Source organism: Streptomyces sp. NPDC059696, from assembly GCF_042733745.1.
Classification (GTDB): domain Bacteria; phylum Actinomycetota; class Actinomycetes; order Streptomycetales; family Streptomycetaceae; genus Streptomyces.
In genome coordinates, this window is the sequence record NZ_JBHWFG010000004.1 from 20,445 (window position 1) to 44,852 (window position 24,408).

A 24,408-nucleotide genomic window follows, 5' to 3' on the forward strand; every position below is an offset into this window, starting at 1 on the left:
CGTCGCCGGGACGGTGGGGCCGGTCCGGGGCGCGAGCAGGGGCCCCGGACCGGGGCCCGGCCTACACCGCTCCGGGCACGTCCTCCGTGACCCCGTTCAGCTCGGAGGCCGGATCGGTCCCGTAGGGGCGGGTGAGGATCTCCAGCCCGTGGCCCGCAGGGTCGAGGAAGTAGACGCCCCGGCCGCCGTCGTTGCGGTTGATCTTGCGGGGGTGGTTGCCGTGCGGGTCGGCCTGGATGGGGATCCGGGCCTTCACCAGGCGGGCCAGCGCCTGGTCGAACTCGTCCTCCGAGACGAGGAACGCGTAGTGCTGCATGGGGATGTCGGCGTCGATGGTGAGGAAGTCCAGCGTGACGCCGTTGGCGGTCGTCACCGGCAGGAACACCCCCGTCGGCGCCCCGACCTCCAGCCCCAGGATCTCGGCGAGGAACCGGGCCGACTTCTCCCGGTCCCGGGACAGAACGATGGTGTGATTGAACTCGACTGACACGGTTGAATGCCTCCACGGGCATCTCCGCGGCGCCTCCATGCCTCACCCGGCCGGTGACCGGCACGCGATGCCGCGCGGTGGATCGTAGGCAGGGGCGGTCGGGGCCGTCGAGCTGTTTTCGGCCGTGTTCGCGGCGTCCGCCCGGTCGTGGGGCCGCCCCGGCCCCCCACCGCACCCGGTCGCGCCCGCCCCCCCGACGGACCGGCTGCTCCTGACAGTTGTCAGGACCGCGCGGCGCGCGGTCTCCCTACAGTTCTGCTCGTCGGCAGGCAGCCGGGTCCGGTGCCCCGCCGCACCGGAACGAGACCGGTTCCGGCCACACCAGCATCGCCTTTCGTCCTTCGGGGGACAGACACATGAAGCGACTGATCAGCCGTTCCGCCCTGGGCCTCGCCGTGGCCGCGCTCGCCGTCGGCGGGCTCGCCACCACCGCCCGGGCGACCCCGGCCACCGCCAACGGCGGCGACCCGACGCTCACCGACGTCTACATCTGGGCCACCGACGTCAACCTGCGCCAGCAGCCCACCACCGACTCCCCGCGGCTCGCGGTGCGTTCGCAGTGGTGGGCGGACGCGGTGTGCCAGAAGCAGGGCCAGACCGTGCACGACCCGGCCGTCGGCACCAACAACTGGTGGACCGCCGTCATGGAGTTCTCGGGCAGCGACATCGCCTGGGTGAACAACCTCTACATCCGGGGCGGGGAGAAGATCGCCGGGGTTCCGGACTGCTGACGTCCTCCCTTCCCCCCCACATGCCTGCGGCGGACCACCGTGTCACGGTGGTCCGCCGCAGGTGTCCATGGGCTCAGCACGAGCCCCGGGTCCCGTCTCGGGCCACGTCGTCGGAGGGAGGTGCGGGGGCGTGGTCGGCCCGACCCGGGTGCGCCTCAGTACCAGCCGGTGTTCACCAGGTCGTGGCCGTCGCAGGCGAGCAGGGCACGTGAGACCCGGCCGTTGAGGTTGTTGCCGATCTGCGTATAGGCGTAGTCGATGCCGGAGTCGACGGTCTCGGAGACCCAGCCGTCGTTGCGGCCCGTGCCGTTGTCGGAGCGCTGCAGGACGGCCGCGCAGCCGGGCCGGGAGTTCTCGATCCGGGCGAACGAACCGCACTTGTCGGAGTAGAAGTACTTCAGGGCCATGCCCGCGGCGTACTTGGTCGCCCCGATCTGGCGGAACGTGCCCGAGCAGAACGAGGTGGTGGGGTACTGCCCCTCCATGCCGTAGAGGCCGTAGTTGCCGCCCGAGAACGGCTGGGCCCGGGCGGAGACCGGGAGGAGCGCCATCACCGCGGCGGCGCCCCCCGCGGCCAGCAGTGTCCTGAGTGATCGGCGGCTCATGAGCCCTCATTTCGTGTGTCGGCGGGTGAATCGACTCGTGCGTGACGGCCGGCCCCCCCGGCCGTCCGTCGCTCGCTGGTCGTGACCGTACGGGGCGGCACCGCACCACCGGCACCTGACACTTATCAGGGTGGAGACCCCACCACCCCGGGCCCTCCCCCGGGCCCCTCCCCCCGGGCCCATCCCTCGGGCAGCTCCCCCAGGCCGCTTTCCCTCCCGCCGAGTCCTGACATTCGTCAGGACCGGTCTCCCCTCCCCCGCCCCTAACGTGGCGACGCGGGCCGAGGTCCCGTCGGACAACCGGGTGAGCCAGAAAGGGCAACCATGCGCATGCTCCTGCGCGGCGCCGCCGCGCTCGCGGCCGTCGTCACGGTCGCGTCCCTCACGAGCGGTGCGGCGGCACACCCCCGGACGGGACAGGCCGCCGGGACCGTCGAGGCCGTCCAGGCCGGGGAAGCCGCCCTGATTCCGCCGGGTGTCACCGCCGGTGTGGCCGTCTTCGACCGCCGGACCGGCACGTTCACCGAACAGGTCGACGAGAGCGCGCAGTTCCGGTCCGCGTCGGTCGTCAAGCTGCTGCTGGTCCTGGACTTCCTGTGGGACCGGGGGCCCGACTACACCGTCCCCGCGGCCGACCGCGCCCGGCTGGAGCCGATGCTGCGCGGCAGCGACGACGACGCCGCCGACCACTACTGGTCGACGTACGGCGGTCCGGCGATCATCGACCGGATGACCGCCCGGCCCGCGCTCGGTCTGCGCGACACCGCGCCACCACCCCGCGGGTACGAGGGCTTCTGGGGGTACACCGCCCTCTCCGCCCGGGACACGGTGGCGGTCTACCGGTACATCCTGGACAAGGCCCCCGCACCGGTGCGTGCCTTCATCATGGACAACCTGCGCCGCTCCACCCGCTGTTCCTCCACCGACCACGTCGACCAGCACTTCGGCATCGCGGGGTCGTTCGACCGGCCCTGGGCGGTGAAGCAGGGCTGGTCCGGGGCGTACGCGAAGGGCACGTGCGGTCCCGGGACCGCGTCCTCTCAGGCGCAGCCGGAGCCGGCCGCCCCGGCTCCGCGTGCCGCCGCGGCCGTGGACCTCACCCGTCCCGCCCTGCACACCACCGGCACGGTGGGCGCGGACGACCGGACGATCGTGGCCGTGCTGACCCTGCACCCGGAGGGCACCTCCTACGGCAAGGCGTACACCGATGTCGGCCGGCTGACCCGCTCGCTGAACGTGCCGGGCGGCGTACGGCCCGCCGAGACCTGGTTCGGCACGTGGGGCGAGTTCGTGAACGTCCGCAAGGGCCCGGCCACGCGCGACGACCGGATCACCCAGCTCCCGGCCGGTGTCGAGGTGCTGGTGGGCTGCCAGATCCGCGGCGAAGAGGTCAGCGTGCCGCCGTACACCAACGAGTGGTGGGCCTATCTGCCCCAGTACGGGGGCTACATCTCCAACATCTACATCAGCTCGCCGGACAACCGGCTGCCGAACGTCCCGGAGTGCGGCGCGCCGCAGCCGTGACGGGAACGGGGGACGAGCGGTGGGCGGGGCCGCGGCCCTGCCCACCGCTCGCGTTCACGTGTCCCGGCCCTGGTACTCGGCGAGGTAGCGCAGCACCTTGTCCACGTGCGGCCGTACCCGCTCCGGTACGCCACGCTCCTCGATGACCGTACGGTCACTGGTGCGGTACCCGGCCGCGACCAGCGCGGGCAGGTCCTTCTTCGGCAGGCCGGCCTGCTTGAAGCGCTGGTCGAGCCAGCACAGGTACAGGCTCATGGTGGAGACGGCGTCCGGGGGCGACATGTGGTCCTTGTCGCCGTCGCCGTCCCCGTCCACCGCCCAGGCGCGGAACACCGACGGCGTCCACATGGCGATGCCGTACTCCTCGCTCCGCGGGCGGGAGGCCTTGGGGTCGAAGTTGCTCTCCGCCTTGATCATCGCGGCGAGCAGGGCGGGCGTGATCTCCTCGTCGGTGCAGCGGTGGGCCGCGCGGGCGATGACGGGGCGCAGCGCCGCGGGTACGTCGGAGTTCTCGGGGATCTCACCGGCCGGAGGGCTGGGCGCACCGGAGACCGCCGGGGTGCCGCGGTCGCGCTGGTCGTCCTGGGTGCCGCCGCCGCCCCCGAGCAGGGCCGCCCCGGCGACCGCGGCGGCGGTCAGCACGACCAGCCCGGCGGCGACGGCGGGCACCGGGCGTCTTCTGCGCCGCTGGGGCCCCCTGGTGGCGCCCTCGACCCGGGCGGCGACGGCGCGGGCCGTGAGCGGGAGGCGGGCGGTGTGGTCCGGGGCGAGGCAGTCGGCGATGAGCCGCCGCATGTCCTCGTCGAGGCCGACGTCGAGCCGCAGGGGCGCGGCGCCGCGCGCGTAGGTCTGGGCCGCGAGCGAGCGGGCCCGGGCCGTCGCGCCCGGGAACGGGTGGAGCCCGCCGGTGAGGACCTGGTGGGCGAGGACGCCGAAGGCCCAGATGTCGGCGGTGGGCCGGACGACGGCGCCCTGGGTGCCGGTGCGCTGGGACCACCACTCGGGCGGCATGTGGTCGAGCGTGCCGAGGGGCGGCACGTGGGCGTGGGTGCCGTCGAGTTCGGTGGCCAGGCCGAAGTCCGCCAGCCACACCCGGCCGCCCGGTCCCAGCAGGACGTTGGCGGGTTTGAGGTCGCCGTGCACCCAGCCCGCGTCGTGCATGTGGGCGAGTCCGGCGGCGACCCCGCGCAGGACGCGGTCGGCGTCGGCGATCGGCCCGCCCGTCCCGGCGGTGTCCAGCACGTCCTTCAGGCTGGCCTCGGCCCGGTCCATGACCAGGGCGATGGCACCGTCCAGGGTGGGCAGTTCGGGTGCTTCGACGGTGCACACGGCGTGGGTGCGGACGAGGTGGGGGTGGTCGGCCTCGGAGCTGAACCGCACCTCGCGGGCGACGAGTTCGCCGAGGGCCGCGCGCTGCCCGGGCCCGAGGGTGCCGGTCGGGAGCACCTTCACGGCGACGGGCGTGCCGTCGGCGACCGCACGGGCCTCGTAGACGGTTCCCCAGCCGCCGGAGCCGATGACCGCGCCCACCTCCCAGCTCTCGATGCAAAAGCCCTCGGGGAGGCCGGGCGGACGGGGTGCGCGCAGGTCGTCGTCGTGTTCCTCCGGTGTGGTCACGCGCCGGCCTCCTGCGGGGCGCCGAGGCGGCCGGCGCCGCGCGGCGGCAGCAGCCCGAGGTGCTCCTCGCGGACCAGGCCGAAGCGCAGGGCGACGGAGGCGAGCCGGGTGCGCTTGGCGCCGGTGCGGCTGCTCTCGGCCGCGGCCGTGGCCTCCTCGCCGAGGTCCAGGCGGAGTTTGGCGAAGGCGAGGTAGTCGATGTGGTAGTTGACCGCGGAGCGGGTCAGGTCCCGGCAGGACTCCAGCGGCCGCAGCCGTTCCACGATCTGCCCGACGCCGGGCAGCGCCGCGTCGGAGGGGTCGCGCAGCCGGGGTTCGCACAGGGCCACCAGGACGAGGAAGTACTTCGACGTCGTGTCCAGGGCGAAGGGGTGGACGGTCTGTTCACCGCCGCCGGGCAGGGACTGTTCGCCCAGGTAGGCGTGCTGGGGTGCGAACACCTTGAAGGTGGCGGTGCCGGACAGGGCGGGCAGGACCACGCGGGAGAACTCGAACGGCACGGGTGCCCCGAGCCGCCCGGGCGCGACGGTGAGGTACTCGCCGGCGCCCTCCAGGTTCTCCACCACGTACGACACGCTGCGGCTGAAGTTGGACAGTCGCCAGTAGTCCCCGGCGGCTTCCAGTTGCCCGGCCCGGCGGGAGATGCCGGGATCGGCCAGGACGATGCGGACCCCTGCCCCGCCCCGTCCGAAGTCCGCGATGTCCCCCGGTCCCAGGTGGATGAGTTCGGGACTGCCCTTCTCGTCCCCGCCCCACAGGGCGGTGCCGGGCAACTGCACGATGATCGTTTCCACGCGGACTCCCCCGCTGATGTCGCCCCCGATTTGGTCGCGAGGATTGTACGGTCGGCTTCCGCTTGCCGCGGAGGCGGCGGGGCCGCCTCGGAGGAGCGGTTTCCGGGCGTCACGCGACGTGCTCGGAGACGGTCGTGGGGGGCCTGGCGGTTCCGGTCCGGCAGGGCGAGCGTGCGGCCGCCGGGAACCGGCGGCCGGGCGCCGTCAGCCGAGGCAGATGACCAGCAGGCAGAGTTCCTTCGGCTTCGAGCCGGAGGGGGACGACGTCTCGGGTGGTGTGGTCGCCGCGGGCGGGGGCGTGGAGGGGGACTCCGGCTGCTGTGCGTCGGAGCCGGGGGCGGCGGCCGGGGGTGTCGTCGGCTCGGTGGCCCGCGACGCCGACGAGGCGGCGTCGTCCGCGGCCGATCCGACGGTGTCCGTGGCGGTCTTGCGCCGGGGCGGGGTCGTCAGCGGCAGTTCGCGGGGCGTGGCGGCGGCGTCCGTCCGCGGGTCCGCGGGCGTGGTGCGGGGGTCGGCGGTCCGGGGCCGCTCGTGGCGCGGGGCGCGGTCGGTGTGCGACGGGGTGGTCGGGGCGGAGGCCGGGGTGTCGGCCTCGTTCGACGTCGGTTCGGTGTGCGTCGGTGCCTCTTCCAGGGCGCCGCCCATGGGGGTGTCGCCGGGCGTCGCGGCCGCCTGGACGCCAGGGGTGGCGTTCCCGTTCATCGCGGCGACGGTCAGGCCGCCTCCGACGAGCGCGACCGCCGTCGCCACGACGGCCCGGCGCTGGTTCTTCTTCCAGCGGGCCATCTGACGGCGCCGGGCGGCGCGCCCCTGCGGCCGGGCCTCGAAGCCGTCGACCGGCGCGGTGTCCGAAGTGTCGTACCCGTCGGACGCCCCGGAGCCGGGGTCCTCCGGTGTGGGCGCGGGAAGGGGGATCTCGTTGCGCACGGTGCCGTCGTGCCGGGTGCCGGGGGCTGCCGGGTACTCCCAGGATGCCGGTCCGCCCGGGGCGGTGGCGGGCACGGGGGCCGGGCCGCCGCGGCCTTTGATGACGGAGGGGTCGATGTCCGGGGCGTAGGCGCCGCAGCCCGGACAGACCAAGGCGCCGTTGAGGTGCCGACGGCACGACGAGCAGTAGTCCATGTGTGGTGTTCCCGATCTGGCTGTTCCGGCGGCTCGCCGGCCGCGGCCTGGTCACGTTCGCACGTGGGATCGAGCCGTAACGCTAACGAGACTTTGAAAGGGCCGTGTGCAGTCTGTGTGACACCCCTGCACAGATCCGCTGGATCTCACGTGTGCCACACCTGACTCACGAGTAGAACGGCCGGCGGACGGGAACGCTCGGGCGTCCACGGCGCCCCGACCGCACCCGGCGCCGCCGGCGCCCTCAACTCCCCTGAATTTCCTCGCAACTGACGCACAACCCTTTGGACGCGGGGCGGGTCACACCATGCAGGAGCAACCACCTCGAAGAGTTGCATGGGGGAAATATGCGATTCACCCGTTCCGTTCTGGCCGCGTCCGCCGTGGCGGCGCTGTCCGTGGGAACCATGACCGCCATGGCGTCGCCGGCCTCGGCCGCGCCCAACACCACACCGCAGAAGGTCTGCGGCAGCGGCTACAAGACGGTCAACTCCGCGACCGTCGGCTCGTTGGGGACCGTCTACCTGACCTACAACGCCTCCAACGGCAAGAACTGCGTCACGACCATCCGCAATAACCCGGGCCAGGCCGTGAGCATGTCGGCCTGGATCTCCGTCCCGGACACCGAGCAGAGCGACTACGACGAGGGCGTGTTCACGTCGTACGCCGGTCCGACGTACGCCTACGGCAAGGGCCACTGCGTGGACTGGGGCGGCAGCATCGCCAACACCTACGTGCAGGTGTACGGCTCCAACTGCGGCTCCCTGAAGGAGCACCGGGTCACCTTCACCCGCTGACCCTCTCCAGCCGGGCCATCACACCCCCTGCCGCGCTTCGCGGGGGCCGTGGTGGCCCGGTCCCCTTCCTGCCGCCGGGTACGGCGGCATCAAGCCAAGGTCGCGTCCGCACCTTCCGGGTCCGCCACCTCACCCCTATCCTCATGCGCCGGTGTTACCGACGGTAAGGGGTAGTGATGGGCGGCACCACACGCAGAAGATTCCTGGGCACCGCCGCGGCCACCGGCGGGCTCGCCCTCGGGACGGCTCAACGGGCCTCGGCCGGGAACGGCGCAGCGGCACAGACGGTGGCCGTACTGGGCGGGGGCGTCGCCGGGCTCACGGCCGCACACGAACTCGCCGAGCGCGGCTTCCGGGTCACGGTCTACGAGCGCAAGGCGCTGGGCGGCAAGGCACGCAGCATGGACGTACCGGGCAGCGGCACGGGCGGCCGCCGCCCCCTGCCGGGGGAGCACGGCTTCCGTTTCATCCCCGGCATCTACCACAACCTGCCCGACACCATGCGGCGCATCCCGTTCCCCGGCAACCCGGGCGGCGTCCACGACAACCTCGTCGCCCCCAAAGAGATGCTGTTCGCCCGGTCGGGCGGCCGTGAGGACATCCGGCTCCCGCTCCCCTGGCCCGGCAACACCCCTGTCGAACTCACCCCCGACGAGATCCGCCGCGCGCTCACCGCGGTCCTGGACACGGCCTTCAGCCTCCCCCTCCACGAGGCCCTCTACTTCGCCAACCGCTTCCTGGTCTTCCTCACCAGCTGCGACGAGCGCCGTGACGAGGTGTGGGAGCGCACGCCGTGGTGGGAGTTCGTACGGGCCGAGCGGATGTCCGACGACTACCGGCGGATCCTCGCCGTCGGCATCACCCGCAACATCGTGGCCACCAAGGCGGAGGAGGCCAGCACCCGTACGGTCGCCACCCTGATGGAGGCCTTCGTGTTCAACCTCCTCGGCCGGGGCGCGGACGGACCGCTGGACCGCATCCTCAACGCACCCACCAATGAGGCCTGGATCGACCCCTGGGTGACGTACTTGACCTCACTCGGCGTCGAGTTCCGCGTCGGCTTCACCGTGCGGGACCTGACCCTGGGCGGGGGTGTGATCACCGGAGCCGTCGTGGAGGAACCGGGAGGCGCGCGCCGGACCGTCACCGCCGACCATTACATTTCGGCGATGCCGGTCGAGCACGCCCGCCGCACCTGGAATTCCGCCGTACGCGCCGCCGACCCCCAACTGGCCCGGTGCGACCGGCTGGAGACGGACTGGATGACCGGCATCCAGTTCTATCTGACCGAACGTACGCCGATCCTGCACGGTCACCTCAACCTCATCGACTCCCCGTGGTCGCTGACCGCGATCGCCCAGGCCCAGCACTGGCCGGGTCACGACTTCCCGGCCGACTTCGGCGACGGGACGGTCGCGGACTGCCTGTCCGTGGACGTCTCCGAGTGGGACCGCCCGGGCATCCTGTACGGCAGGACGGCCAAGCAGTGCACCCGTTCCGAAGTCGCCCGCGAGGTGTGGGCGCAGCTCAAGGCGGCGCTCAACGACAGCGGCCGCACCATCCTGAAGGACTCCGTGCTGCATTCCTGGTTCCTCGATCCGGCCGTGGACGGACTGGGCACTCCGCACCCGGTCAACGAGGAGCAGCTGCTGATCCATCCGGTGGGGACCTTCCACCACCGCCCTCGGTCGGCCACGAGAATCCCCAACTTCTTCCTGGCGGGCGACTACGTGGCCGTCCCCATCGACCTCGCCACCATGGAGGGCGCCAACACCTCGGCCCGCCAGGCCGTGAACGCCCTCCTGGAGCAGACCGGCTCGACCGCCGAACGGTGCACCGTGACGCCCTTGCACCGGGCCCCCGAGCTGGAGGCGTTCAAGCGGCACGACCGCACCCGCTACCGTCTCCGCCTGCCGAATGTCTTCGACATCGGCTGAGGCGCCCGGAACCGCTCAGCCCCAGGCCGTCACCGGCACGAACGAGCTGTCCTGGCGGAACCGGTCCGTGCCGTCGGGGCGGTCCACGCGGAGCTGGTAGGCGTAGTGGCGCAGGTAGCGGCCGGGGTAGTTGTACGACTCGAAGCGGACCGAGCCCGATGCCGTACCGGCCCGGAGGATGAATGTGGCGTCCTCGGCGAAGGTGCTCGTGCCGTCGTTCGGATCGAAGCGGGCGCGGAAGTCCCAGTGGCGCAGGTAGTTCCCGGCGGTGTCGCGCAGGGAGCAGCCGCTGCCGTCGGCGAGGCCGGCGACGACCGTGAAGGTGGCGGCCTTCTTCTCTGCCGTGGTGCTGGAGGCGCTGACCACGGGCAGGTTGAGCAGTGAGGACTGCTGCTGCCAGTAGCGGGTGGAGTAGTTGGCCGACCGGAAGGAGCGCGTGACGTTCCGGGCCAGGGCAGGGCCGCCCGGGACCGTCTCCTTGACGACCGTGAAATGCCGGGCCGTACCGGAGATCAGGGGCAGGGCGGCGGGGGCCGTCCAGGTGGCGAAGGTGTCGTGGCTGTCGCTGTAGTAGTAGGTCCCGTCGCCGTAGCCGTCGAAGAAGATGCGCCAGTCGCCGTTGTCCAGCCGGACCAGGGCGGGACCTTCGCGGTAGCTGCCCCACCCCGCCCAGTCGCCGGTGCGGCGGATGGTGTACGGACCGGTGAGGTTCGAGGCGGTGGCGTACTCGATGTACTTCGTCGTCTCGTTCTTCGGGAAGGCGTGGTAGGTCGAGCCGGTCTTCACGATGAACGTGTCGATGTGGTTGGCGCCGATGCCGGAGAGCGCGACGGGTGGACTCCATTGCGACAGGGCCGAGTTCGTGGCCCGCATCAGGTACGGCGTGAAGATCCACTCGTCGTTCGTGGTGGAGCAGGACACGATGACGCTCACGCTGCCGTCGCTGTCGACGAACCACTCGGGTGCCCAGGCGCGGGAGAGGCCCGCGATGGGCACGGGGTAGTCGTACAGGAACGTCCAGTCGACGCGGTCGGAGCTGCGGGCGAAGCCGATGGTCGTGCTGGGGTCCTGCCAGGTGTGAGTGGTGTAGGTGACGTAGTAGTAGCCGTCGGTGTGTCTGATGACCGAGGCGTCACGGATCCGGTTGGCGGGTGGTGTGTACGCGGAGGAACGCAGCAGCCGGAAGTCGGTGGCGTCGTCCGACTGGTAGACGTCGACCGTGCCGTCATCACTGTTGAGGAACGGCACGATGGTGTAGCGGGTGGCCGAGCCGTTCGGGGGTGCGGCGGCCAGGGCGGTGCCGAGGAGTCCGGGCGCCTCGCCGAGCAGGACCGCCGAGGCGGGCACGGCGGCCAGGGCGCGCAGCAGTGAGCGGCGGGACGGGGCGGGGCGTGAGGTCACGGACGGCTCTCCCTGGAACACCGGGTTCGATATAACGAACAAAGTTCGGGACATCGATCGAAAAGTGGGGCTCAGAACGTAGAGGCGACGGGACGGGCCGTCAATGGTTCGAGCAGGGGCCGGCGCGACCGGTGAGGGAGCCGCGGCGGGTGGGTGGACTTACACTCCTGTCGTCGGCATTCCGCCACCGGCGACCGGACGTTACCGTTCGGTAGACAGCCGATTCCGGAGGTGTCCGTATGGCGCTCGACCGTTCCGAAGGCCTGGCGGAGACCGCCCGCGCGCTCGCCGCCGGGGAGGTGACCTCAAGGGCGCTGGTCGAGCGGACGCTGGCGCGGATCGAAGCGTCCCAGGGGAGCCTGAACGCCTTCCGGATCGTCCGGGCCGAGGCCGCACTCGCGGAAGCCGACGCCGCGGACCGCGAACGTGCCGCGCACGGTGCCCGAAAGCCGCTGCTCGGCGTGCCGGTCGCGGTGAAGGACGACATGGACGTGGCCGGTGAGCCGACCGCGTTCGGCTGCTGCGGGGAGTTCCCGCCGGTCACCGAGGACGGCCAGGCGGTACGGCGGCTGCGCGCGGCCGGAGCCGTGATCGTCGGCAAGACCAACACCTGCGAGTTCGGGCAGTGGCCCTTCACCGAGGGGCCCGCCTTCGGCGCGACCCGCAACCCCTGGAGCACCGACCACACACCCGGGGGCTCCTCGGGCGGCTCGGCCGCCGCGGTCGCCGCCGGTCTGGTACCCGCCGCGCTGGGCTCGGACGGCGCCGGATCGGTGCGGATCCCGGCCGCCTGGACCCATCTGGTCGGCATCAAGCCGCAGCGCGGCCGTATCTCGACCTGGCCGCGCGGCGAGTCCTTCCAGGGCATCACCGTCAACGGCACCCTGGCCCGCACGGTCGCGGACGCGGCCCTGCTGCTGGACGCCGCGAGCGGCAACCACCCGCAGGACCCGCACCGGCCCCCGGCCCTGGACGTGTCCGGGGCCGTCGGCCGCGACCCCGGACGGCTGCGCATCGCGCTCTCCCTCAAGCCGCCCTTCACGGCGGTGCCCGCCCGGCTCCTGCCCGAGGTGCGCGCGCGGGTGGTCGAACTGGCCGAGCGGCTCAGCGCGTTGGGCCACTTCGTCGAGGAGGCGGACCCGCCGTACGGGCAGATCGGGCTGACGTTCGTGCCGCGTGCCACGGCCGGGATCGCCGAGCGGGTGGGCGAGGCGCCGTTCCCGGCGCTGCTGGACCGGCGCACCCGGGGCGCGGCCCGGCTGGGGCGGCTGCTCGGCGGGGCCCCGCTGCGGGCGGCCAGGCGTGCGGAGAGCGTGCTGCACCGGCGCATCGGCGGTTTCTTCACCTCGTACGACGTCGTCCTCGCGCCCACGACGGCCGCTCCCCCGCCGCGGATCGGGGCCCTGCTGGAACTCAGCGGGTTCGCCACCGACCGGGCGATGATCGCCGCGTGTCCGTACGCCTGGCCGTGGAACGTGCTGGGCTGGCCGGGCGTCAACGTGCCCGCCGGGTTCACCCCGGACGGGCTGCCGGTGGGCGCGCAGCTGCTGGGCCCCGCGAACAGCGAGCCGCTGCTGGTGCAGGTGGCCGCGCAGTTGGAGGCGGAGCTGCGCTGGGACGTGAAGTGGCCGTCGCCGCCGGTCCCGGAGCGTTCCGCCGCCGCCTGAGCGACCGTACGCTGATGTCATGGCGGACGCGTCGATGGTCGGGCTCATGGGGCGGGTCACCGGAACGATCGGGCCCGGGCTGGTCGGCGAGGTGATCGTCCGGGTGCGCGGCGGCGCCGAGCACTTCCTCGCCCACCCGGCGTCGGCGACGGACCGCATCGAGACGGGCACGGTCGTGATGGTGGTCGAGTACCTGCCCCCGAGGACCGTCTACGTCACGGCGGCGTACGACGGTTGAGCCCACTGCGGCGCAGGTGAGAGCCGTGGGTGTCAAGCTTGCGTCAAGGATGCGCCGGTGGCTGTACCCGCGCTCCGCCGAGGAGCACACTCCCCTTCGTTCGGTGCCGAGAGGGCACCATCCAAAGGGGGCGAATGCCGATGGTCGTCGGCGTCGTAGCGGGGGTGGCGGTCGCCGCCGTCCTCGTGCTGATCGGTCTGTTCAAGCTCATGTGGCGGGTCGCCGAACCCAACGAGGCACTGATCATCTCGGGGTCCAAGCACCGCACGGAGGGCCTCGAGGAGGGGATGGGCTTCCGCATCGTCACCGGTCGCGGCACGCTCGTGATGCCCGGGGTGCAGGCGGTGCGCAAACTGTCGCTCGATCTGAACGAGACGGAACTGCAGGTGGACTGCGTGACCCACCAGGGCATTCCGCTCAAGGTGCGGGGCGTGGTCATCTTCAAGGTGGGTGACGACTTCGTGTCGATCGCCAACGCGGCCCGCCGGTTCCTCGACCAGCAGAAGCTGATGTCGGAGCGTGTGCACAACGTCTTCGCGGGTCATCTGCGGTCCATCGTGGGCGGGTTGACGGTCGAGGACATGATCAGGGACCGGGAGAAGCTCACCGGGCAGACGCGGGCCGCGTGCGGCACCGAGATGGAGAAGCTGGGCCTGATCGTGGACTCGCTGCAGATCCACGAGATCGAGGACCCGACCGGTTACATCCAGAACCTAGCCATGCCGCACGCGGCGGCCGTGCAGCGCGACGCGCGCATCGCGCAGGCCGAGGCGAACCGGCTGGCCACCGAGGCCGAGCAGCAGTCGTTCGCCCGGATGGCGGAGGCCACCCGGGACAGCGAGATCCTCCAGGCCGGCTACCAGGCCGAGCGCGACAAGGCGGCCGCCAAGGCCCGGCAGGCCGGACCGCTCGCGGAGGCCGGCGCACGGCAGGAGGTCGTCGTCCAGGAGACCCGGGTCGCGGAGCTGGAGGCGCACCGGCGCGAACAGCAACTCCAGGCGGACGTCCGCAAGCCCGCCGACGCGGCGGCCTACGAGACGCGGACCCTGGCCGAGGCCGACCGCGACGCGCGCATCTCGTCGGCCCAGGCGCAGGCGAAGGAGACGGAGCTCGCGGCGGCGGCCGAGGCGACCCGGGTCAAGACGGCCGCGGGTGCCGACGCGGAGGCGACCAAGGCGCGGGGCGAGGCGGCCGCGCAGGCGACCCGGGCCACCGGTGAGGCGGAGGCGGCGGCCTCGCGGGCCAAGGGCCTGGCGGAGGCCGAGGCGGCCAAGGCCAGGGGCCTCGCGGAGGCGGACGCCATCAAGGCCCGTGCCGCCGCGCTGGCGGAGAACCAGGAGGCCGTCGTCGCCCAGCAACTCGCCGAGAAGTGGCCGGAGATCGTGCAGGCGGGCGCGTCCGCGTTCGGCAACGTCGACAACATGGTGCTGCTCAACGGCGCCGACGGCATGGCGGACCTGTTCGCCAAGGCGCTCACCATGGGCGGCACGGGGCTGGGCCTGGCCCGTCAGCTGCTCGCGTCGATGGACCGCGGCGGGCCGGCACCGCAGGACGCCTCCGCCCTCAACGGACACGCGCAGAAGGTGCCGGTGGACGACAAGTGAACCCGGGCGGCGTGCTCGTGGGGGCAGCCTCTAAGGTGCCCCCGTGAGCACGTTTGCCGACGAGCACGTCCCCGGCCGTCACGGCCCCTCCGCCACCGTCCAGGCCGACCCGCGCGAGGTGGGCCGGGTGCGGACGGAGTACTCCCCCGCGCACGACGGCGACCCGGACCCCGGGGAGATCGTGTGGACGTGGGTGCCCTACGAGGAGAACGACGGCCGGGGCAAGGACCGCCCGGTGCTGGTGGTCGCCCGCGAGGCCGGCGGCACCTTCCTGGCCGTGCAGCTGTCCAGCAAGCGGCACGACGGCGACCTGGAGTGGGTGCCGATCGGCAGGGGGCCGTGGGACCGTACGGGCCGGGATTCGTGGGTCGACGTGGACCGGGTGCTGCGCCTGCACGAGGACGGCATGCGCCGGGAGGCCTGCGCCCTGGACCGCATGCGGTTCAACCTGGTCAGGCGCCGGCTGCAGGAGCGCTACGGCTGGAGCTGAACGCCTCCTCGAAGGCGGCGAGGACGGCACGGTCCCGTGTGCGGTCCAGGATTCCGAACACCACGTGCTCGAAGGTCCGGGCGAACCGGCCCCCGGGCCCGAGCAGCGCCCGGAAGGCCTCCGCCACCTGCGCGGGGTCGTTGCGGAACACGCCGCAGCCCCAGGCACCCAGGACGAGCCGGGGGTAACCGTGCGCGGCGGCCGTCTCCAGGACGCGTTCGGCCCTGACCGCGAGCACCCGCGGCAGCTCGTGGGCCCGTTCGGGCGCCGTGCGGAGCACCACGCCCGCGTTGGGGGCGGGCGAGGTCAGGAAACCCGCGGTGTACGGCTCGGCCAGCAGGCCGCCCCGGTCGTCGCGGAAGACGGGCACGGCCGGTGAGTGGATGACACGGTCCGTGTAGAACGGGTCGCGGTGGGCCCGGTGGTGGTCGTAGAAGGCCCGGACGCCGGCCAGGCAGGCGTACAGCGCGGAGGCCCGGCACAGGGCCTCCTCCTGGGCCTGGGCGCCGTTCAGGTAGCCGCCACCGGGGTTCCGGGCGGAGGCGAAGTTCAGCACGGCCACGTGGCCGCCCAGCCGGTGGGCCGCCTCCAGGCTGCTCTCGCCCGTGACCTCGATCAGGGTCGTCCGCCCGCCCGTCACCCGATCGGCGGGTACCGGCACCGGTTCCGGCCCGTACAGGCGCGTCCCCTCGCGTGCCGCCCGCAGTTGCGGCGCGATCGAGACCTCGCGCCCGTCCGGCGCGCGGTAGGCCCCGGCCGCGACGATCTGCTCGGTCTCCCGCGCGATACCGCGCAGACGCGCGCTCACGACGCGACCCCCGTCCACGTCGTGACCGCGCCCCGCGCGGCCTGTCTTGCCATGTTCACGCAAGCATCGTGAGTGATGTCCGATCCTCGGTGCAACAGGGTTTTCGCCGAGGGAGAACGCCGGGCAAAGTCCCTGGAAACGCCGGGCCGCGCCGTATGACCGCCCGGGAACGCCCCGCTTCGCCCCCTTGTGCGGAACGGCATGAACGTCTTGGGTGGGACGGTGATCCCGGCCCGGGCCGCCGAAGAGCCCGGACCGGTGGCATGGTGGAATCTCAGGAGGATCCCGACATGTCCGATTCGGTAGGTGGCTGTACCCGGCCACGCACCGCACTGTCCGAAGCCGAGGTCGAGGCTCTCGTCCGCGGCATCTGTTTCAAGACCGGCCCGCCACGCCGCCTCGGTGTGGAGGTGGAATGGCTCGTCCACGAGCTGCGCGCACCGCAGCTCCCCGTCACACCCGAACGGCTGGAAGCGGCCTACGCCGCTCTGCGCGCCGTTCCCCTGAGGTCGGCGCTCACCGTGGAACCCGGCGGCCAGCTGGAGCTGAGCTCGCCCCCCGCCGACTCCCTGACGGAGGTCGTCGCCACCGTCTCCGCCGATCTGGACGCCGTCCGCGCGGTACTGCGCGACGACGGCCTCCGTCTCGTCGGCCTCGGCCAGGATCCCTGGCACGAACCCCGCCGGTACCTGCGCGAACCGCGCTACGACGCCATGGAGGCGTGCCTGGACCGCACCGGCCCCGCCGGCCGCGCCATGATGTGCACCTCCGCCTCCGTGCAGGTGTGCCTGGACGCAGGCCACGAGGAGCCCGGGCCGCTCGGCCTGGTGCGGCGCTGGTGGCTGGCCCATCACCTGGGCGCGGTCCTGGTGGCCGCGTTCGCCAACTCCCCGCTCGCCGGCAACCGGCCGACCGGCTGGCTGTCCACCCGGCAGCTGACGTGGACCCGCATCGGCGCCGGCCGGGCGGGCGGACCACGCCTGGACGCCGACCCGCGCGGCGCCTGGGCCCGGCACGTGCTGGACTCCCCCGTGATGTGCGTACGGCGGGAGGGCGGCCCCTGGGACGTTCCCGAGGGGCTCAGCTTCCGGGACTGGATCCGCACGGGCGAGCCCCGGCCGCCCACCCGGGAGGATCTGGACTACCACGTCACGACGCTGTTCCCGCCGGTCAGGCCGCGTGGCCATCTCGAACTGCGCATGATCGACGCGCAGCCGGGCGACGACGGCTGGATCGTGCCGCTGGCCGTGACGGCGGCGCTGTTCGACGACCCGGAGGCCGCCGAGACCGTCTACCGGGCCGTGAAGCCGCTGGCCGAGCGGACGCTGGGGCTGCCCGCGCCGCACAACCCGCTGTGGCTCGACGCGGCCCGCGGCGGTCTGGCCGACGCGGAACTGCGCGAGGTGGCCGTCACGTGCTTCACGACCGCGCTGGACGCCCTGCCCCGGCTGGGGGCCGGCCCCGAGGTCGTCGAGGCCGTCACGGCCTATCTGGACCGCTACGTCGTCCTGGGCCGCTGCCCCGCCGACGACCTGCTCGACCGACAGCGCGGCGTGGACGGTCGCGCCCACGGGAAGGACTTCCGCCCATGACCGACACCGAATCCGCCGTCGACACCCAGGCCGTCGACCCCGAGGTGCTCCGGGAGCGGGCGGTCGCCTCACTCGTCGTCGCCCGCGAGCGCACCACCCTGCTGACGAGCTGTGTGGAGGACCCGGACCTGACCGCGCAGCACTCGCCGCTGATGTCGCCGCTGGTGTGGGACCTCGCGCACATCGGCAACCAGGAGGAGCAGTGGCTGCTGCGGGCGGTCGCCGGGCACGAGGCGATACGGCCCGAGATAGACGGCCTCTACGACGCCTTCGAACACCCGCGTGCCGAGCGGCCGAAACTGCCGCTGCTGTCACCCGCCGAGGCCCGCACCTACGCGGCCGACGTGCGCGGCCGGGCCCTGGACGTGCTGGAGCGGGCCACGTTCCACGGGACACGGCTGACGGAGGCCGGGTTCGCCTTCGGGATGATCGCGCAGCACGAACAGCAGCACGACGAGACCATGCTGATCACCCATCAGCTCCGCACCGGGCCGCAGGCCCTGACGGCACCCGACCCGGAACCGGCGCCGCTGTTCACCGGCCCGTCCGAAGTGCTCGTCCCGGGCGGCCCGTTCACGATGGGCACCTCCGGCGAGCCGTGGGCCCTGGACAACGAGCGCCCCGCGCACCGGCGTGAGGTGGCCCCCTTCCGCATCGACACCACGCCGGTCACGAACGGCGCCTACCAGGCGTTCATCGAGGACGGCGGTTACGACGACCCGCGGTGGTGGACCGCCGACGGCTGGGCGCACATCCGCGGGCACGGCATCGACGCCCCGCTGTTCTGGCGGCGCGACGGCAAGCAGTTCCTCCGGCGCCGGTTCGGCGTCACCGAGGTCGTCCCGCCGGACGAGCCGGTGCTGCACGTGTGCTGGTACGAGGCCGACGCCTACGCCCGCTGGGCGGGACGCAGGCTGCCCACGGAGGCCGAATGGGAGAAGGCCGCCCGGTACGACCCGGCCGGCGACCGTTCGATGCGCTACCCGTGGGGCGACGCCGAGCCGGGGCCGGAGCACGCCAACCTCGGCCAGCGGCACCTGCGTCCGGCGCCCGCCGGGAGCTACCCGGCGGGCGAGTCGCCGCTCGGCGTACGCCAGTTGATCGGCGACGTCTGGGAGTGGACGGCCAGCGACTTCCTGCCGTACCCCGGCTTCAAGGCGTTCCCGTACAAGGAGTACTCGGAGGTCTTCTTCGGGCCCGACCACAAGGTGCTGCGCGGCGGTTCGTTCGCCGTGGACGCGGTGGCCTGCCGGGGCACGTTCCGCAACTGGGACTACCCGGTCCGGCGGCAGATCTTCTCCGGGTTCCGCACGGCCCGGTCGGAGGACGTCTGATGTGCCGTCATGTCGCTTACGTGGGGCCGCCGGAGGCGCTGGGGCGGCTCCTGGTGGAGCCCCCGTACGGGCTGTACCGGCAGTCGTGGGCGCCCCGGCACCAGAAGTACGGGACGGTCAACGCCGACGGTTTCGGCGTGGGCTGGTACGCCGAGGACGACCCGGTGCCGGCCCGTTACCGCCGGGCGGGACCGGTCTGGGCGGACCTCTCCTTCGCCGATCTCGCCCGGGTCGTACGGTCCTCGGCGCTGCTCGCGGCGGTGCGGGACGCGACCCTGTCGGGCGCGGACGCGGAGGCCGCCGCGGCGCCGTTCGCCGCGGGCACCTGGCTGTTCAGCCACAACGGGGCGGTGAAGGGCTGGCCCGGCTCCCTGGCCGCCGTCTCCCGGACGCTGCCGCACGAGGACCTGCTGTCCCTGGAGGCGCGCAACGACTCGGCGCTCGTGTGGGCGCTGGTGCTGGCCCGGCTGCGCGGCGGCGACGAGGAGGGGCAGGCGCTGGCGGACACGGTCCTGGAGGTCGCCGCCGCGGCCCCCGGATCCCGGCTGAACCTCCTCCTCACCAACGGCGACACGATCACCGCGACCGCCTGGGGCGACACCCTCTGGTACCTCACCCGGCCCGGCGGCGGCACCGTCGTGGCCTCCGAGCCCTACGACGACGATCCGCACTGGCGGGAGGTCCCCGACCGCACCCTCCTCGCGGCGAGCCGCACCGATGTGCTGCTGACGCCGCTGAAGGAGCCGGCCGACGCCTGCGTGCCCGCCTCACCGAAGGAGCCCCGTACGTGAGCCCGTTCCACCTCACCCGCACCCTGCCCGAGGACGCCACGGACGCCGCGCTGCGCGCGGACGTCCACCGGGGTCTGACCGGCCGCCCCAAGTCGCTGCCGCCGAAGTGGTTCTACGACGCGCACGGCAGCGACCTGTTCGAGAAGATCACCGAACTGGAGGAGTACTACCCGACGCGCGCCGAGCGGGAGATCCTCCTCGCGCGCTCCGGCGACATCGCCGCGGCGACCCGGGCGCGCACCCTGGTCGAGCTCGGCTCCGGATCCTCGGAGAAGACCCGGCATCTGCTCGACGCCCTCACGGACCTGCACACCTATGTCCCGGTGGACGTCAGCGAGAGTGCCCTCACCCAGGCCGGGCAGGCCCTCGCCGCCGAGCGGCCGGGACTGGACGTGCACGCGCTGATCGCCGACTTCACCGCGGAACTGACCCTGCCGGACACGCCGGGGCCGCGGCTGGTGGCGTTCCTCGGCGGCACGATCGGCAATCTGCTGCCCGCCGAGCGCACCGCGTTCCTGACGTCGGTGCGCGCCCTGCTCGCCCCGGGTGACGCCCTGCTGCTGGGCACGGACCTGGTCAAGGACGAGGAGGTGCTGGTCCGGGCGTACGACGACGGGGCGGGGGTGACGGCCGCGTTCAACAAGAACGTGCTCTCGGTGATCAACCGCGAGCTGGGCGGCGATTTCGATCCCGGCGCGTTCGACCACGTGGCGTTGTGGAACGCGGAGCACGAATGGATCGAGATGCGGCTGCGCTCGCGCAGGGCGCAGACGGTGAAGGTGCCGGCCCTCGATCTCGCCGTCGACTTCGCCGCGGGTGAGGAGATGCGGACCGAGATCTCGGCGAAGTTCCGGCAGGAGGGCGTGCGCGCCGAACTGTCGGCGGCGGGCCTCGAACTGACCCACTGGTGGACCGACAGCCCGGGCCGGTTCGCGCTGTCGCTGAGCGTGGCGCGCTGACATCGGGGAACCCGGCGGCGGCGACGGTGGGAGACGACGTCTCGCGCATCGCCGCCGCCTGGGGCACGGTGGAATGACGCGTGACACTCCCGTCACAGGAACGTCACTGGAAGAAGGGCAGCGGCATGTCGAACCACACCTACCGGGTCACGGAGATCGTCGGCACCTCACCGGACGGCGTCGACCAGGCCATCCGCAACGGCATCGGCCGGGCCTCGCAGACGCTGCACAACCTGGACTGGTTCGAGGTGACGCAGGTGCGCGGCCAGCTCGAGGACGGCCGGATCGCCCACTGGCAGGTGGGGCTCAAGGTGGGCTTCCGTCTGGACGAGACGGAGTAGTGCTCAGGTCCGCCCTTCGCGCTCCTGCGCCGCCTTCATCTCGGCGGACCGGGTCACCCAGTCGGCCCGGACGACGGTGAAGCCCGCGCGGCGGGCGTCGGCGCAGACCAGTTCGTCGTCGTCGACGAGGACGCGGACCTCGCGGGTGCGGGCGAGCCGCCGCAGGATCTCCAGCTTGGTGAACCGGGCGGGGCGCCGGTCGGCGTCCCGCCGCATGTACACGCGCCCCTCGGGCAGGCCCTGGGCGGCGAGCCATGCGAGGGTGTCGCGCCGGCAGCGCTCGGGCCGCCCGGTCAGGTAGAGGATCTCGCACTGCCGCGCGTGCTCCCGGACCAGCGCGATGCCCTCCGGGACGGGCGGGTCCTGCGGCGCCGCCGAGAAGAAGCCGTCCCAGTCCTTCGGCCTGCGCTCCAGGAAGCCCTGCCGGTGCGTGGTGTCGGCGAGGGTGTTGTCCAGGTCGAACACGGCCAGCGGGGCTTTGCTGCGATCGTCACTCACACCGCCCACCCTAAACGCATGCGGGACACCGGAACCGGAAATGGTCCGTACTGTGCGGCGGGGCGTGAACAAGCCATCGGCACAGGTGAATCAAGCCTTACCGTTGATGTCTCAAGCACAGCACTGACATACTCCGCTCTCAGTTTTACGGATTCACACCCCCCACAGAGCCCGCACCCCCATCCCGCGTCCGGCGCCCCTTCACCCTGCCCGGAAACCGGACGCGTCCACTGACCCCACGGGGTCGAGTGCGGGGCACGATGCAGCGAAGAAGGTGCGCCTGTGCCCGAATTCTCTCCGCAACGGGACGACATCCCCGCATTCCCGCTTCCGCACATCGAACACACTGCGCCCCCGCGTATATCCGACCATCCCGAATTCCACTCCCTACGCCGTGCACAGCGCCGGTTCGGCGTCAGGGCGACCGTCCTGTCGGTCGGCGGATTCCTGCTGTACGTGCTGCTGTCGAGTTTTGTGCCGGCGGTGATGAACCTGCCGCTGTTCGGCCGCGTCACAGTCGGACTGATCCTCGGACTCGGGCAGTTCGCCCTCATGGGCGTGACCGTCTGGTGCCACATGCGGCACATGCGCACCCGGGTGGATCCGCTCGCCCGCGGCCTGCGGTCCCGGCTGCGGGAGACCGAGAGCCGCCGCGCCCGTTCGGCGCCGCTCCGGCCCGGGTCGAGGGAGTTCCGCACGTGGTGAGCGCCGCCGCCATCGACGACAGCAGTCTGCAGCTGACGTTCGTCCTGTTCCTGACCGTGGTCGTGATCACCCTGTTCACGGCCCTGCTGACCGCGCCTCAGCGCGACGAGATCAGCGAGTTCTACCTCGGTGACCGCGCCATGTCGCCGCTGCGCAACGGCCTCGCCCTGTGCGGTGACTACCTGTCCGCCGCCACCCTGCTGGGCAGCACCGGGCTGGTCGCCCTGACCGGGTACGACGGTCTGATGTACCTCGGCGGCACCACGGTCGCCTGGATGACGGTGCTGCTGCTGATCGCCGAACCCCTGCACCGCACGGGCAGGTTCACCCTCGGAGACACCGTGGCGTTGCGCCTGCCGCGGCGGCAGCGGCCGGTCCGGGTGGCGCTGGCGGTGTGCATCCTGGTGATCGCCACGCTCTACCTGGTGGCCCAACTCGTGGGCAGCGTGGCCCTGCTGACCCAGTTCACCGGTGTGCCGAGCGGCACCACCCGCACCCTGTGCGTGGTCGTGATCGGCGTGTTCGTGATCCTGTACGCCTCCGTCGGCGGTATGCCGGGCGCGACGGTCATCCAGATCATCAAGGCCGTGATGCTGGTGGCGGGTGTGCTGTTCACGGCCGGCTGGGTGCTGCACCGCTTCGACTGGAACCCCGACGCGCTGCTGGAGCGGGCGTCCGAACGCAGCGGTTCGGGGCTGAGTTTCCTCGAACCCGGGCTGCGCTACGGCGGCACGGTCGGCGACAAGCTGGACTTCCTCAGTCTGGAACTGGCCATCGTGCTGGGCCTCGCCGCCCTGCCCCATGTGCTGATGCGGCTGCTCACCCCGCGCGACGCCAGGGTGCTGCGCTCCTCGGTGGTGTGGGCCGTCGGGCTGGTCGGGGCGGTCTGTCTCGGCGCCGGCGTCCTCGGGCTCGGCGCCACCGCGCTGCTCGGCCGGGAGGCCATCGAGAGCACGGACCGCACCGGCAACGCCTCCGTCCTGCTGCTCGCGCACGAGCTGGGCGGCAGTGTCCTGACCGCGCTGCTGACCTGTCTGGCGTATCTGACGCTGCTGGCCGTGGCGGTCGGTCTCACTCTGGCCGCGGCGTCCTCCCTCGCCCACGACCTGTACAGCGAGGTGATCCGCAAGGGCCGGGCCGGCGAGACGGAGGAGCTGACCGTGGCCCGGCTGTCCGGGGCGGTCATCGGGGTCCTCGGCATTCTGCTGGCACTTGTCGCCTGGGGGGCGAACACCGCGACGCTCGCCTTCCTGGCCTTCGCCATCGCGGCGTCCGCGATCCTGCCGACGATCGTCTACACCCTCTTCTGGCGGCGCTTCAGCGCGAAGGGGGCCCTGCTCAGCCTGTACGGCGGGCTGCTCTGCTCCGTCGTGCCGGCCGTCTTCTCCCCCGTCGTCTCCTCGGCGCCGGGCTCGTTCTACCCCGAGGCCGACTTCGCCTGGTTCCCGCTGCAGAACCCCGGCATCGTCTCCATCCCCGCGGGATTCATGCTGGGCTGGCTCGGCACGGTGCTGGACCGGGGCCCGGCCGAGGATCCCGCCACGCACGAGGAGTTCGAGGTGCGGATGCTCGTGGGCGCGGACGACTGAGGCACCCCGCCGGGGCGGCGGTGACACCACCCGGCAGGCGGCTCGCTACGCCCCGACGGCTGAGCTCGCCTCCGCCCAGAAGCAGGCCCGGACCCGGCGCAGCCAGGCTTCGACCGGCGCCTCGTCGGGTTCGTCCGGCAGCGCCGTGGGGCCCTCGTCGAACGCGGCCTCATAGTGTCGGAGCAGGGGCAGGGCGGCCGACGGGTCGGCGGCGACGCGCTCGCCGAAGGCGTGGTACGCCTCCGGGTCGTCGACGCGTATCGACAGCCGCCCGGTGGTGTACAGCTCCAGGCCCTGCGCGCACAGCCGTTTGAGATGCCGGGCGTGCTTGGCGGTGCGCCTGCGGGTGTCGGCGGAGAAGGAACCGTCGCCGCGCGCCTCCAGCCTGCGGAACTGCTGGGTGGCGTAACCGAGGTAGGCGTCCCGGGCCCGCTTGGCGCTCAGGAACGACGTGCGGATGCCGATGAGCTCGTCGCCGAGCGGGGTGCGGACCTCGTACAGGTCGTCCGGGAGCCACACCAGCTCCATGGCGGTCGGGTTGCCGCCGAGGGCCAGCCGGCACCACTTGCCGGCCTCGTGCAGGGTGCGGTCCGGCGCCGTGCTGACGTGTGACTCCTTCGGCCGGCGCAGACCGTGCAGCTCCTCGGTGGGCGCGGCGAACAGACCGAGACGGTCGATGTCGGAGCCGGGGCGCGCGAGACCGTAGGCGGTCGATCCGACGATGCCGGAGAGCAGGACGTTGGGGACGGTCACGGTGGGCCGCCTTTCGTTACG

At 72.6% G+C, this 24,408-nt stretch carries 24 protein-coding genes; 15 read left to right on the forward strand and 9 right to left on the reverse strand.

Features of this window, described 5'->3' with window-relative positions:
• Positions 1 to 61 precede the first annotated feature (61 nt).
• Positions 62 to 490, reverse strand: a complete 429-nt coding sequence (locus ACFV20_RS05370; protein WP_385652587.1) for a VOC family protein — start codon at positions 488 to 490, stop codon at positions 62 to 64.
• Positions 491 to 846: 356 nt separating this feature from the next.
• Between ACFV20_RS05370 and ACFV20_RS05375 the strand changes: the two genes are divergently transcribed.
• Positions 847 to 1,221, forward strand: coding sequence for a peptidase M23 (locus ACFV20_RS05375; protein WP_385652589.1), 375 nt, complete (start codon positions 847 to 849; stop codon positions 1,219 to 1,221).
• 155 nt (positions 1,222 to 1,376) lie between these two features.
• On the opposite strand, the gene ACFV20_RS05380 is transcribed toward ACFV20_RS05375, so the two are convergent.
• Positions 1,377 to 1,826 (reverse strand): hypothetical protein, encoded by a 450-nt coding sequence (locus ACFV20_RS05380; RefSeq protein ID WP_385652592.1) that lies wholly within the window; start codon positions 1,824 to 1,826, stop codon positions 1,377 to 1,379.
• A 324-nt stretch (positions 1,827 to 2,150) separates the two neighbouring features.
• On the opposite strand from ACFV20_RS05380, the gene ACFV20_RS05385 reads away from it, so the two are divergent.
• Entirely contained in the window at positions 2,151 to 3,350 is a 1,200-nt protein-coding gene (locus ACFV20_RS05385; protein WP_385652595.1) for a hypothetical protein, read from the forward strand.
• Between the two features lie 54 nt (positions 3,351 to 3,404).
• Here the strand turns inward: ACFV20_RS05385 and ACFV20_RS05390 are convergent, their stop codons facing one another.
• From ACFV20_RS05390 to ACFV20_RS05400, 3 genes are all read right to left on the reverse strand, one after another.
• Positions 3,405 to 4,967: a protein kinase gene (locus ACFV20_RS05390; RefSeq protein WP_385652598.1), complete on the reverse strand. Its 1,563-nt coding sequence runs from the start codon at positions 4,965 to 4,967 to the stop codon at positions 3,405 to 3,407.
• Positions 4,964 to 5,761, reverse strand: coding sequence for a serine/threonine protein kinase (locus tag ACFV20_RS05395; protein ID WP_385652601.1), 798 nt, complete (start codon positions 5,759 to 5,761; stop codon positions 4,964 to 4,966). Before ACFV20_RS05395 ends, ACFV20_RS05390 begins: the two co-directional genes overlap by 4 nt.
• Positions 5,762 to 5,965: 204 nt before the next feature.
• Positions 5,966 to 6,883 carry a hypothetical protein gene (locus tag ACFV20_RS05400; protein WP_385652603.1) on the reverse strand — a complete coding sequence of 306 codons (918 nt, stop codon included), beginning with the start codon at positions 6,881 to 6,883 and terminating at the stop codon, positions 5,966 to 5,968.
• 347 nt (positions 6,884 to 7,230) lie between these two features.
• Here ACFV20_RS05400 and ACFV20_RS05405 point away from each other — a divergent pair, with 347 nt between their 5' ends.
• Positions 7,231 to 7,680, forward strand: a complete 450-nt coding sequence (locus ACFV20_RS05405) for a spore-associated protein (RefSeq protein WP_385652605.1) — start codon at positions 7,231 to 7,233, stop codon at positions 7,678 to 7,680.
• A 176-nt stretch (positions 7,681 to 7,856) separates the two neighbouring features.
• Positions 7,857 to 9,617: an FAD-dependent oxidoreductase gene (locus ACFV20_RS05410; protein WP_385652606.1), complete on the forward strand. Its 1,761-nt coding sequence runs from the start codon at positions 7,857 to 7,859 to the stop codon at positions 9,615 to 9,617.
• 15 nt (positions 9,618 to 9,632) lie between these two features.
• On the opposite strand, the gene ACFV20_RS05415 is transcribed toward ACFV20_RS05410, so the two are convergent.
• Positions 9,633 to 11,018, reverse strand: a complete 1,386-nt coding sequence (locus ACFV20_RS05415) for a glycoside hydrolase family 43 protein (RefSeq protein ID WP_385652608.1) — start codon at positions 11,016 to 11,018, stop codon at positions 9,633 to 9,635.
• Between the two features lie 239 nt (positions 11,019 to 11,257).
• Here ACFV20_RS05415 and ACFV20_RS05420 point away from each other — a divergent pair, with 239 nt between their 5' ends.
• The 4 genes from ACFV20_RS05420 (at position 11,258) to ACFV20_RS05435 (ending at position 15,017) form a co-directional block, all read left to right on the forward strand.
• Complete coding sequence (locus ACFV20_RS05420; RefSeq protein ID WP_385652610.1) at positions 11,258 to 12,685, forward strand: amidase; 1,428 nt, start codon at positions 11,258 to 11,260, stop codon at positions 12,683 to 12,685.
• A gap of 19 nt (positions 12,686 to 12,704) precedes the next feature.
• Positions 12,705 to 12,923: a hypothetical protein gene (locus ACFV20_RS05425; protein WP_385652611.1), complete on the forward strand. Its 219-nt coding sequence runs from the start codon at positions 12,705 to 12,707 to the stop codon at positions 12,921 to 12,923.
• A 134-nt stretch (positions 12,924 to 13,057) separates the two neighbouring features.
• Positions 13,058 to 14,527, forward strand: a complete 1,470-nt coding sequence (locus tag ACFV20_RS05430) for an SPFH domain-containing protein (RefSeq protein ID WP_385652613.1) — start codon at positions 13,058 to 13,060, stop codon at positions 14,525 to 14,527.
• Positions 14,528 to 14,570: 43 nt separating this feature from the next.
• Positions 14,571 to 15,017, forward strand: a complete 447-nt coding sequence (locus ACFV20_RS05435) for a type II toxin-antitoxin system PemK/MazF family toxin (protein WP_385652616.1) — start codon at positions 14,571 to 14,573, stop codon at positions 15,015 to 15,017.
• Here ACFV20_RS05435 and ACFV20_RS05440 read toward each other — a convergent pair.
• A complete protein-coding gene (locus ACFV20_RS05440; protein WP_385652619.1) occupies positions 14,980 to 15,825 on the reverse strand; it encodes a TIGR02452 family protein in 846 nt (281 codons plus the stop codon). The genes ACFV20_RS05435 and ACFV20_RS05440 overlap by 38 nt on opposite strands.
• A 290-nt stretch (positions 15,826 to 16,115) precedes the next feature.
• Between ACFV20_RS05440 and egtA the strand changes: the two genes are divergently transcribed.
• The 5 genes from egtA (at position 16,116) to ACFV20_RS05465 (ending at position 20,842) form a co-directional block, all read left to right on the forward strand.
• Complete coding sequence (gene egtA / locus ACFV20_RS05445; protein WP_385652622.1) at positions 16,116 to 17,417, forward strand: ergothioneine biosynthesis glutamate--cysteine ligase EgtA; 1,302 nt, start codon at positions 16,116 to 16,118, stop codon at positions 17,415 to 17,417.
• Complete coding sequence (egtB, locus tag ACFV20_RS05450) at positions 17,414 to 18,751, forward strand: ergothioneine biosynthesis protein EgtB (protein ID WP_385652624.1); 1,338 nt, start codon at positions 17,414 to 17,416, stop codon at positions 18,749 to 18,751. The genes egtA and egtB overlap by 4 nt, the downstream gene beginning before the upstream one ends.
• Entirely contained in the window at positions 18,751 to 19,542 is a 792-nt protein-coding gene (gene egtC / locus ACFV20_RS05455) for an ergothioneine biosynthesis protein EgtC (RefSeq protein ID WP_385652626.1), read from the forward strand. The genes egtB and egtC overlap by 1 nt, the downstream gene beginning before the upstream one ends.
• A complete protein-coding gene (gene egtD / locus ACFV20_RS05460; protein ID WP_385652628.1) occupies positions 19,539 to 20,501 on the forward strand; it encodes an L-histidine N(alpha)-methyltransferase in 963 nt (320 codons plus the stop codon). The genes egtC and egtD overlap by 4 nt, the downstream gene beginning before the upstream one ends.
• Positions 20,502 to 20,626: 125 nt before the next feature.
• On the forward strand, positions 20,627 to 20,842 hold the full coding sequence (locus ACFV20_RS05465) for a dodecin (RefSeq protein WP_385653179.1): 216 nt from the start codon (positions 20,627 to 20,629) through the stop codon (positions 20,840 to 20,842).
• 3 nt (positions 20,843 to 20,845) lie between these two features.
• On the opposite strand, the gene ACFV20_RS05470 is transcribed toward ACFV20_RS05465, so the two are convergent.
• On the reverse strand, positions 20,846 to 21,340 hold the full coding sequence (locus ACFV20_RS05470; protein ID WP_385652631.1) for a hypothetical protein: 495 nt from the start codon (positions 21,338 to 21,340) through the stop codon (positions 20,846 to 20,848).
• Between the two features lie 282 nt (positions 21,341 to 21,622).
• On the opposite strand from ACFV20_RS05470, the gene ACFV20_RS05475 reads away from it, so the two are divergent.
• A complete protein-coding gene (locus ACFV20_RS05475; RefSeq protein ID WP_385652633.1) occupies positions 21,623 to 22,045 on the forward strand; it encodes a DUF485 domain-containing protein in 423 nt (140 codons plus the stop codon).
• Positions 22,039 to 23,634, forward strand: coding sequence for a cation acetate symporter (locus ACFV20_RS05480; RefSeq protein WP_385652636.1), 1,596 nt, complete (start codon positions 22,039 to 22,041; stop codon positions 23,632 to 23,634). The genes ACFV20_RS05475 and ACFV20_RS05480 overlap by 7 nt, the downstream gene beginning before the upstream one ends.
• A 45-nt stretch (positions 23,635 to 23,679) precedes the next feature.
• On the opposite strand, the gene ACFV20_RS05485 is transcribed toward ACFV20_RS05480, so the two are convergent.
• Complete coding sequence (locus tag ACFV20_RS05485) at positions 23,680 to 24,387, reverse strand: DNA polymerase beta superfamily protein (RefSeq protein WP_385652638.1); 708 nt, start codon at positions 24,385 to 24,387, stop codon at positions 23,680 to 23,682.
• Positions 24,388 to 24,408 lie beyond the last annotated feature (21 nt).

Excerpts from the sequence above, each read along its gene's own strand:
- ACFV20_RS05380 (WP_385652592.1), bottom strand. The coding sequence starts at position 1,826 with ATGAGCCGCCGATCACTCAGGACACTGCTGGCCGCGGGGGGCGCCGCC.
- ACFV20_RS05400 (WP_385652603.1), bottom strand. The coding sequence starts at position 6,883 with ATGGACTACTGCTCGTCGTGCCGTCGGCACCTCAACGGCGCCTTGGTC.
- ACFV20_RS05385 (WP_385652595.1), top strand. The coding sequence starts at position 2,151 with ATGCGCATGCTCCTGCGCGGCGCCGCCGCGCTCGCGGCCGTCGTCACG.
- ACFV20_RS05375 (WP_385652589.1), top strand. The coding sequence starts at position 847 with ATGAAGCGACTGATCAGCCGTTCCGCCCTGGGCCTCGCCGTGGCCGCG.
- ACFV20_RS05420 (WP_385652610.1), top strand. The coding sequence starts at position 11,258 with ATGGCGCTCGACCGTTCCGAAGGCCTGGCGGAGACCGCCCGCGCGCTC.
- ACFV20_RS05410 (WP_385652606.1), top strand. The coding sequence starts at position 7,857 with ATGGGCGGCACCACACGCAGAAGATTCCTGGGCACCGCCGCGGCCACC.
- egtA (WP_385652622.1), top strand. The coding sequence starts at position 16,116 with ATGTCCGATTCGGTAGGTGGCTGTACCCGGCCACGCACCGCACTGTCC.
- egtC (WP_385652626.1), top strand. The coding sequence starts at position 18,751 with ATGTGCCGTCATGTCGCTTACGTGGGGCCGCCGGAGGCGCTGGGGCGG.
- ACFV20_RS05465 (WP_385653179.1), top strand. The coding sequence starts at position 20,627 with ATGTCGAACCACACCTACCGGGTCACGGAGATCGTCGGCACCTCACCG.
- ACFV20_RS05430 (WP_385652613.1), top strand. The coding sequence starts at position 13,058 with ATGCCGATGGTCGTCGGCGTCGTAGCGGGGGTGGCGGTCGCCGCCGTC.
- ACFV20_RS05425 (WP_385652611.1), top strand. The coding sequence starts at position 12,705 with ATGGCGGACGCGTCGATGGTCGGGCTCATGGGGCGGGTCACCGGAACG.
- egtB (WP_385652624.1), top strand. The coding sequence starts at position 17,414 with ATGACCGACACCGAATCCGCCGTCGACACCCAGGCCGTCGACCCCGAG.
- ACFV20_RS05405 (WP_385652605.1), top strand. The coding sequence starts at position 7,231 with ATGCGATTCACCCGTTCCGTTCTGGCCGCGTCCGCCGTGGCGGCGCTG.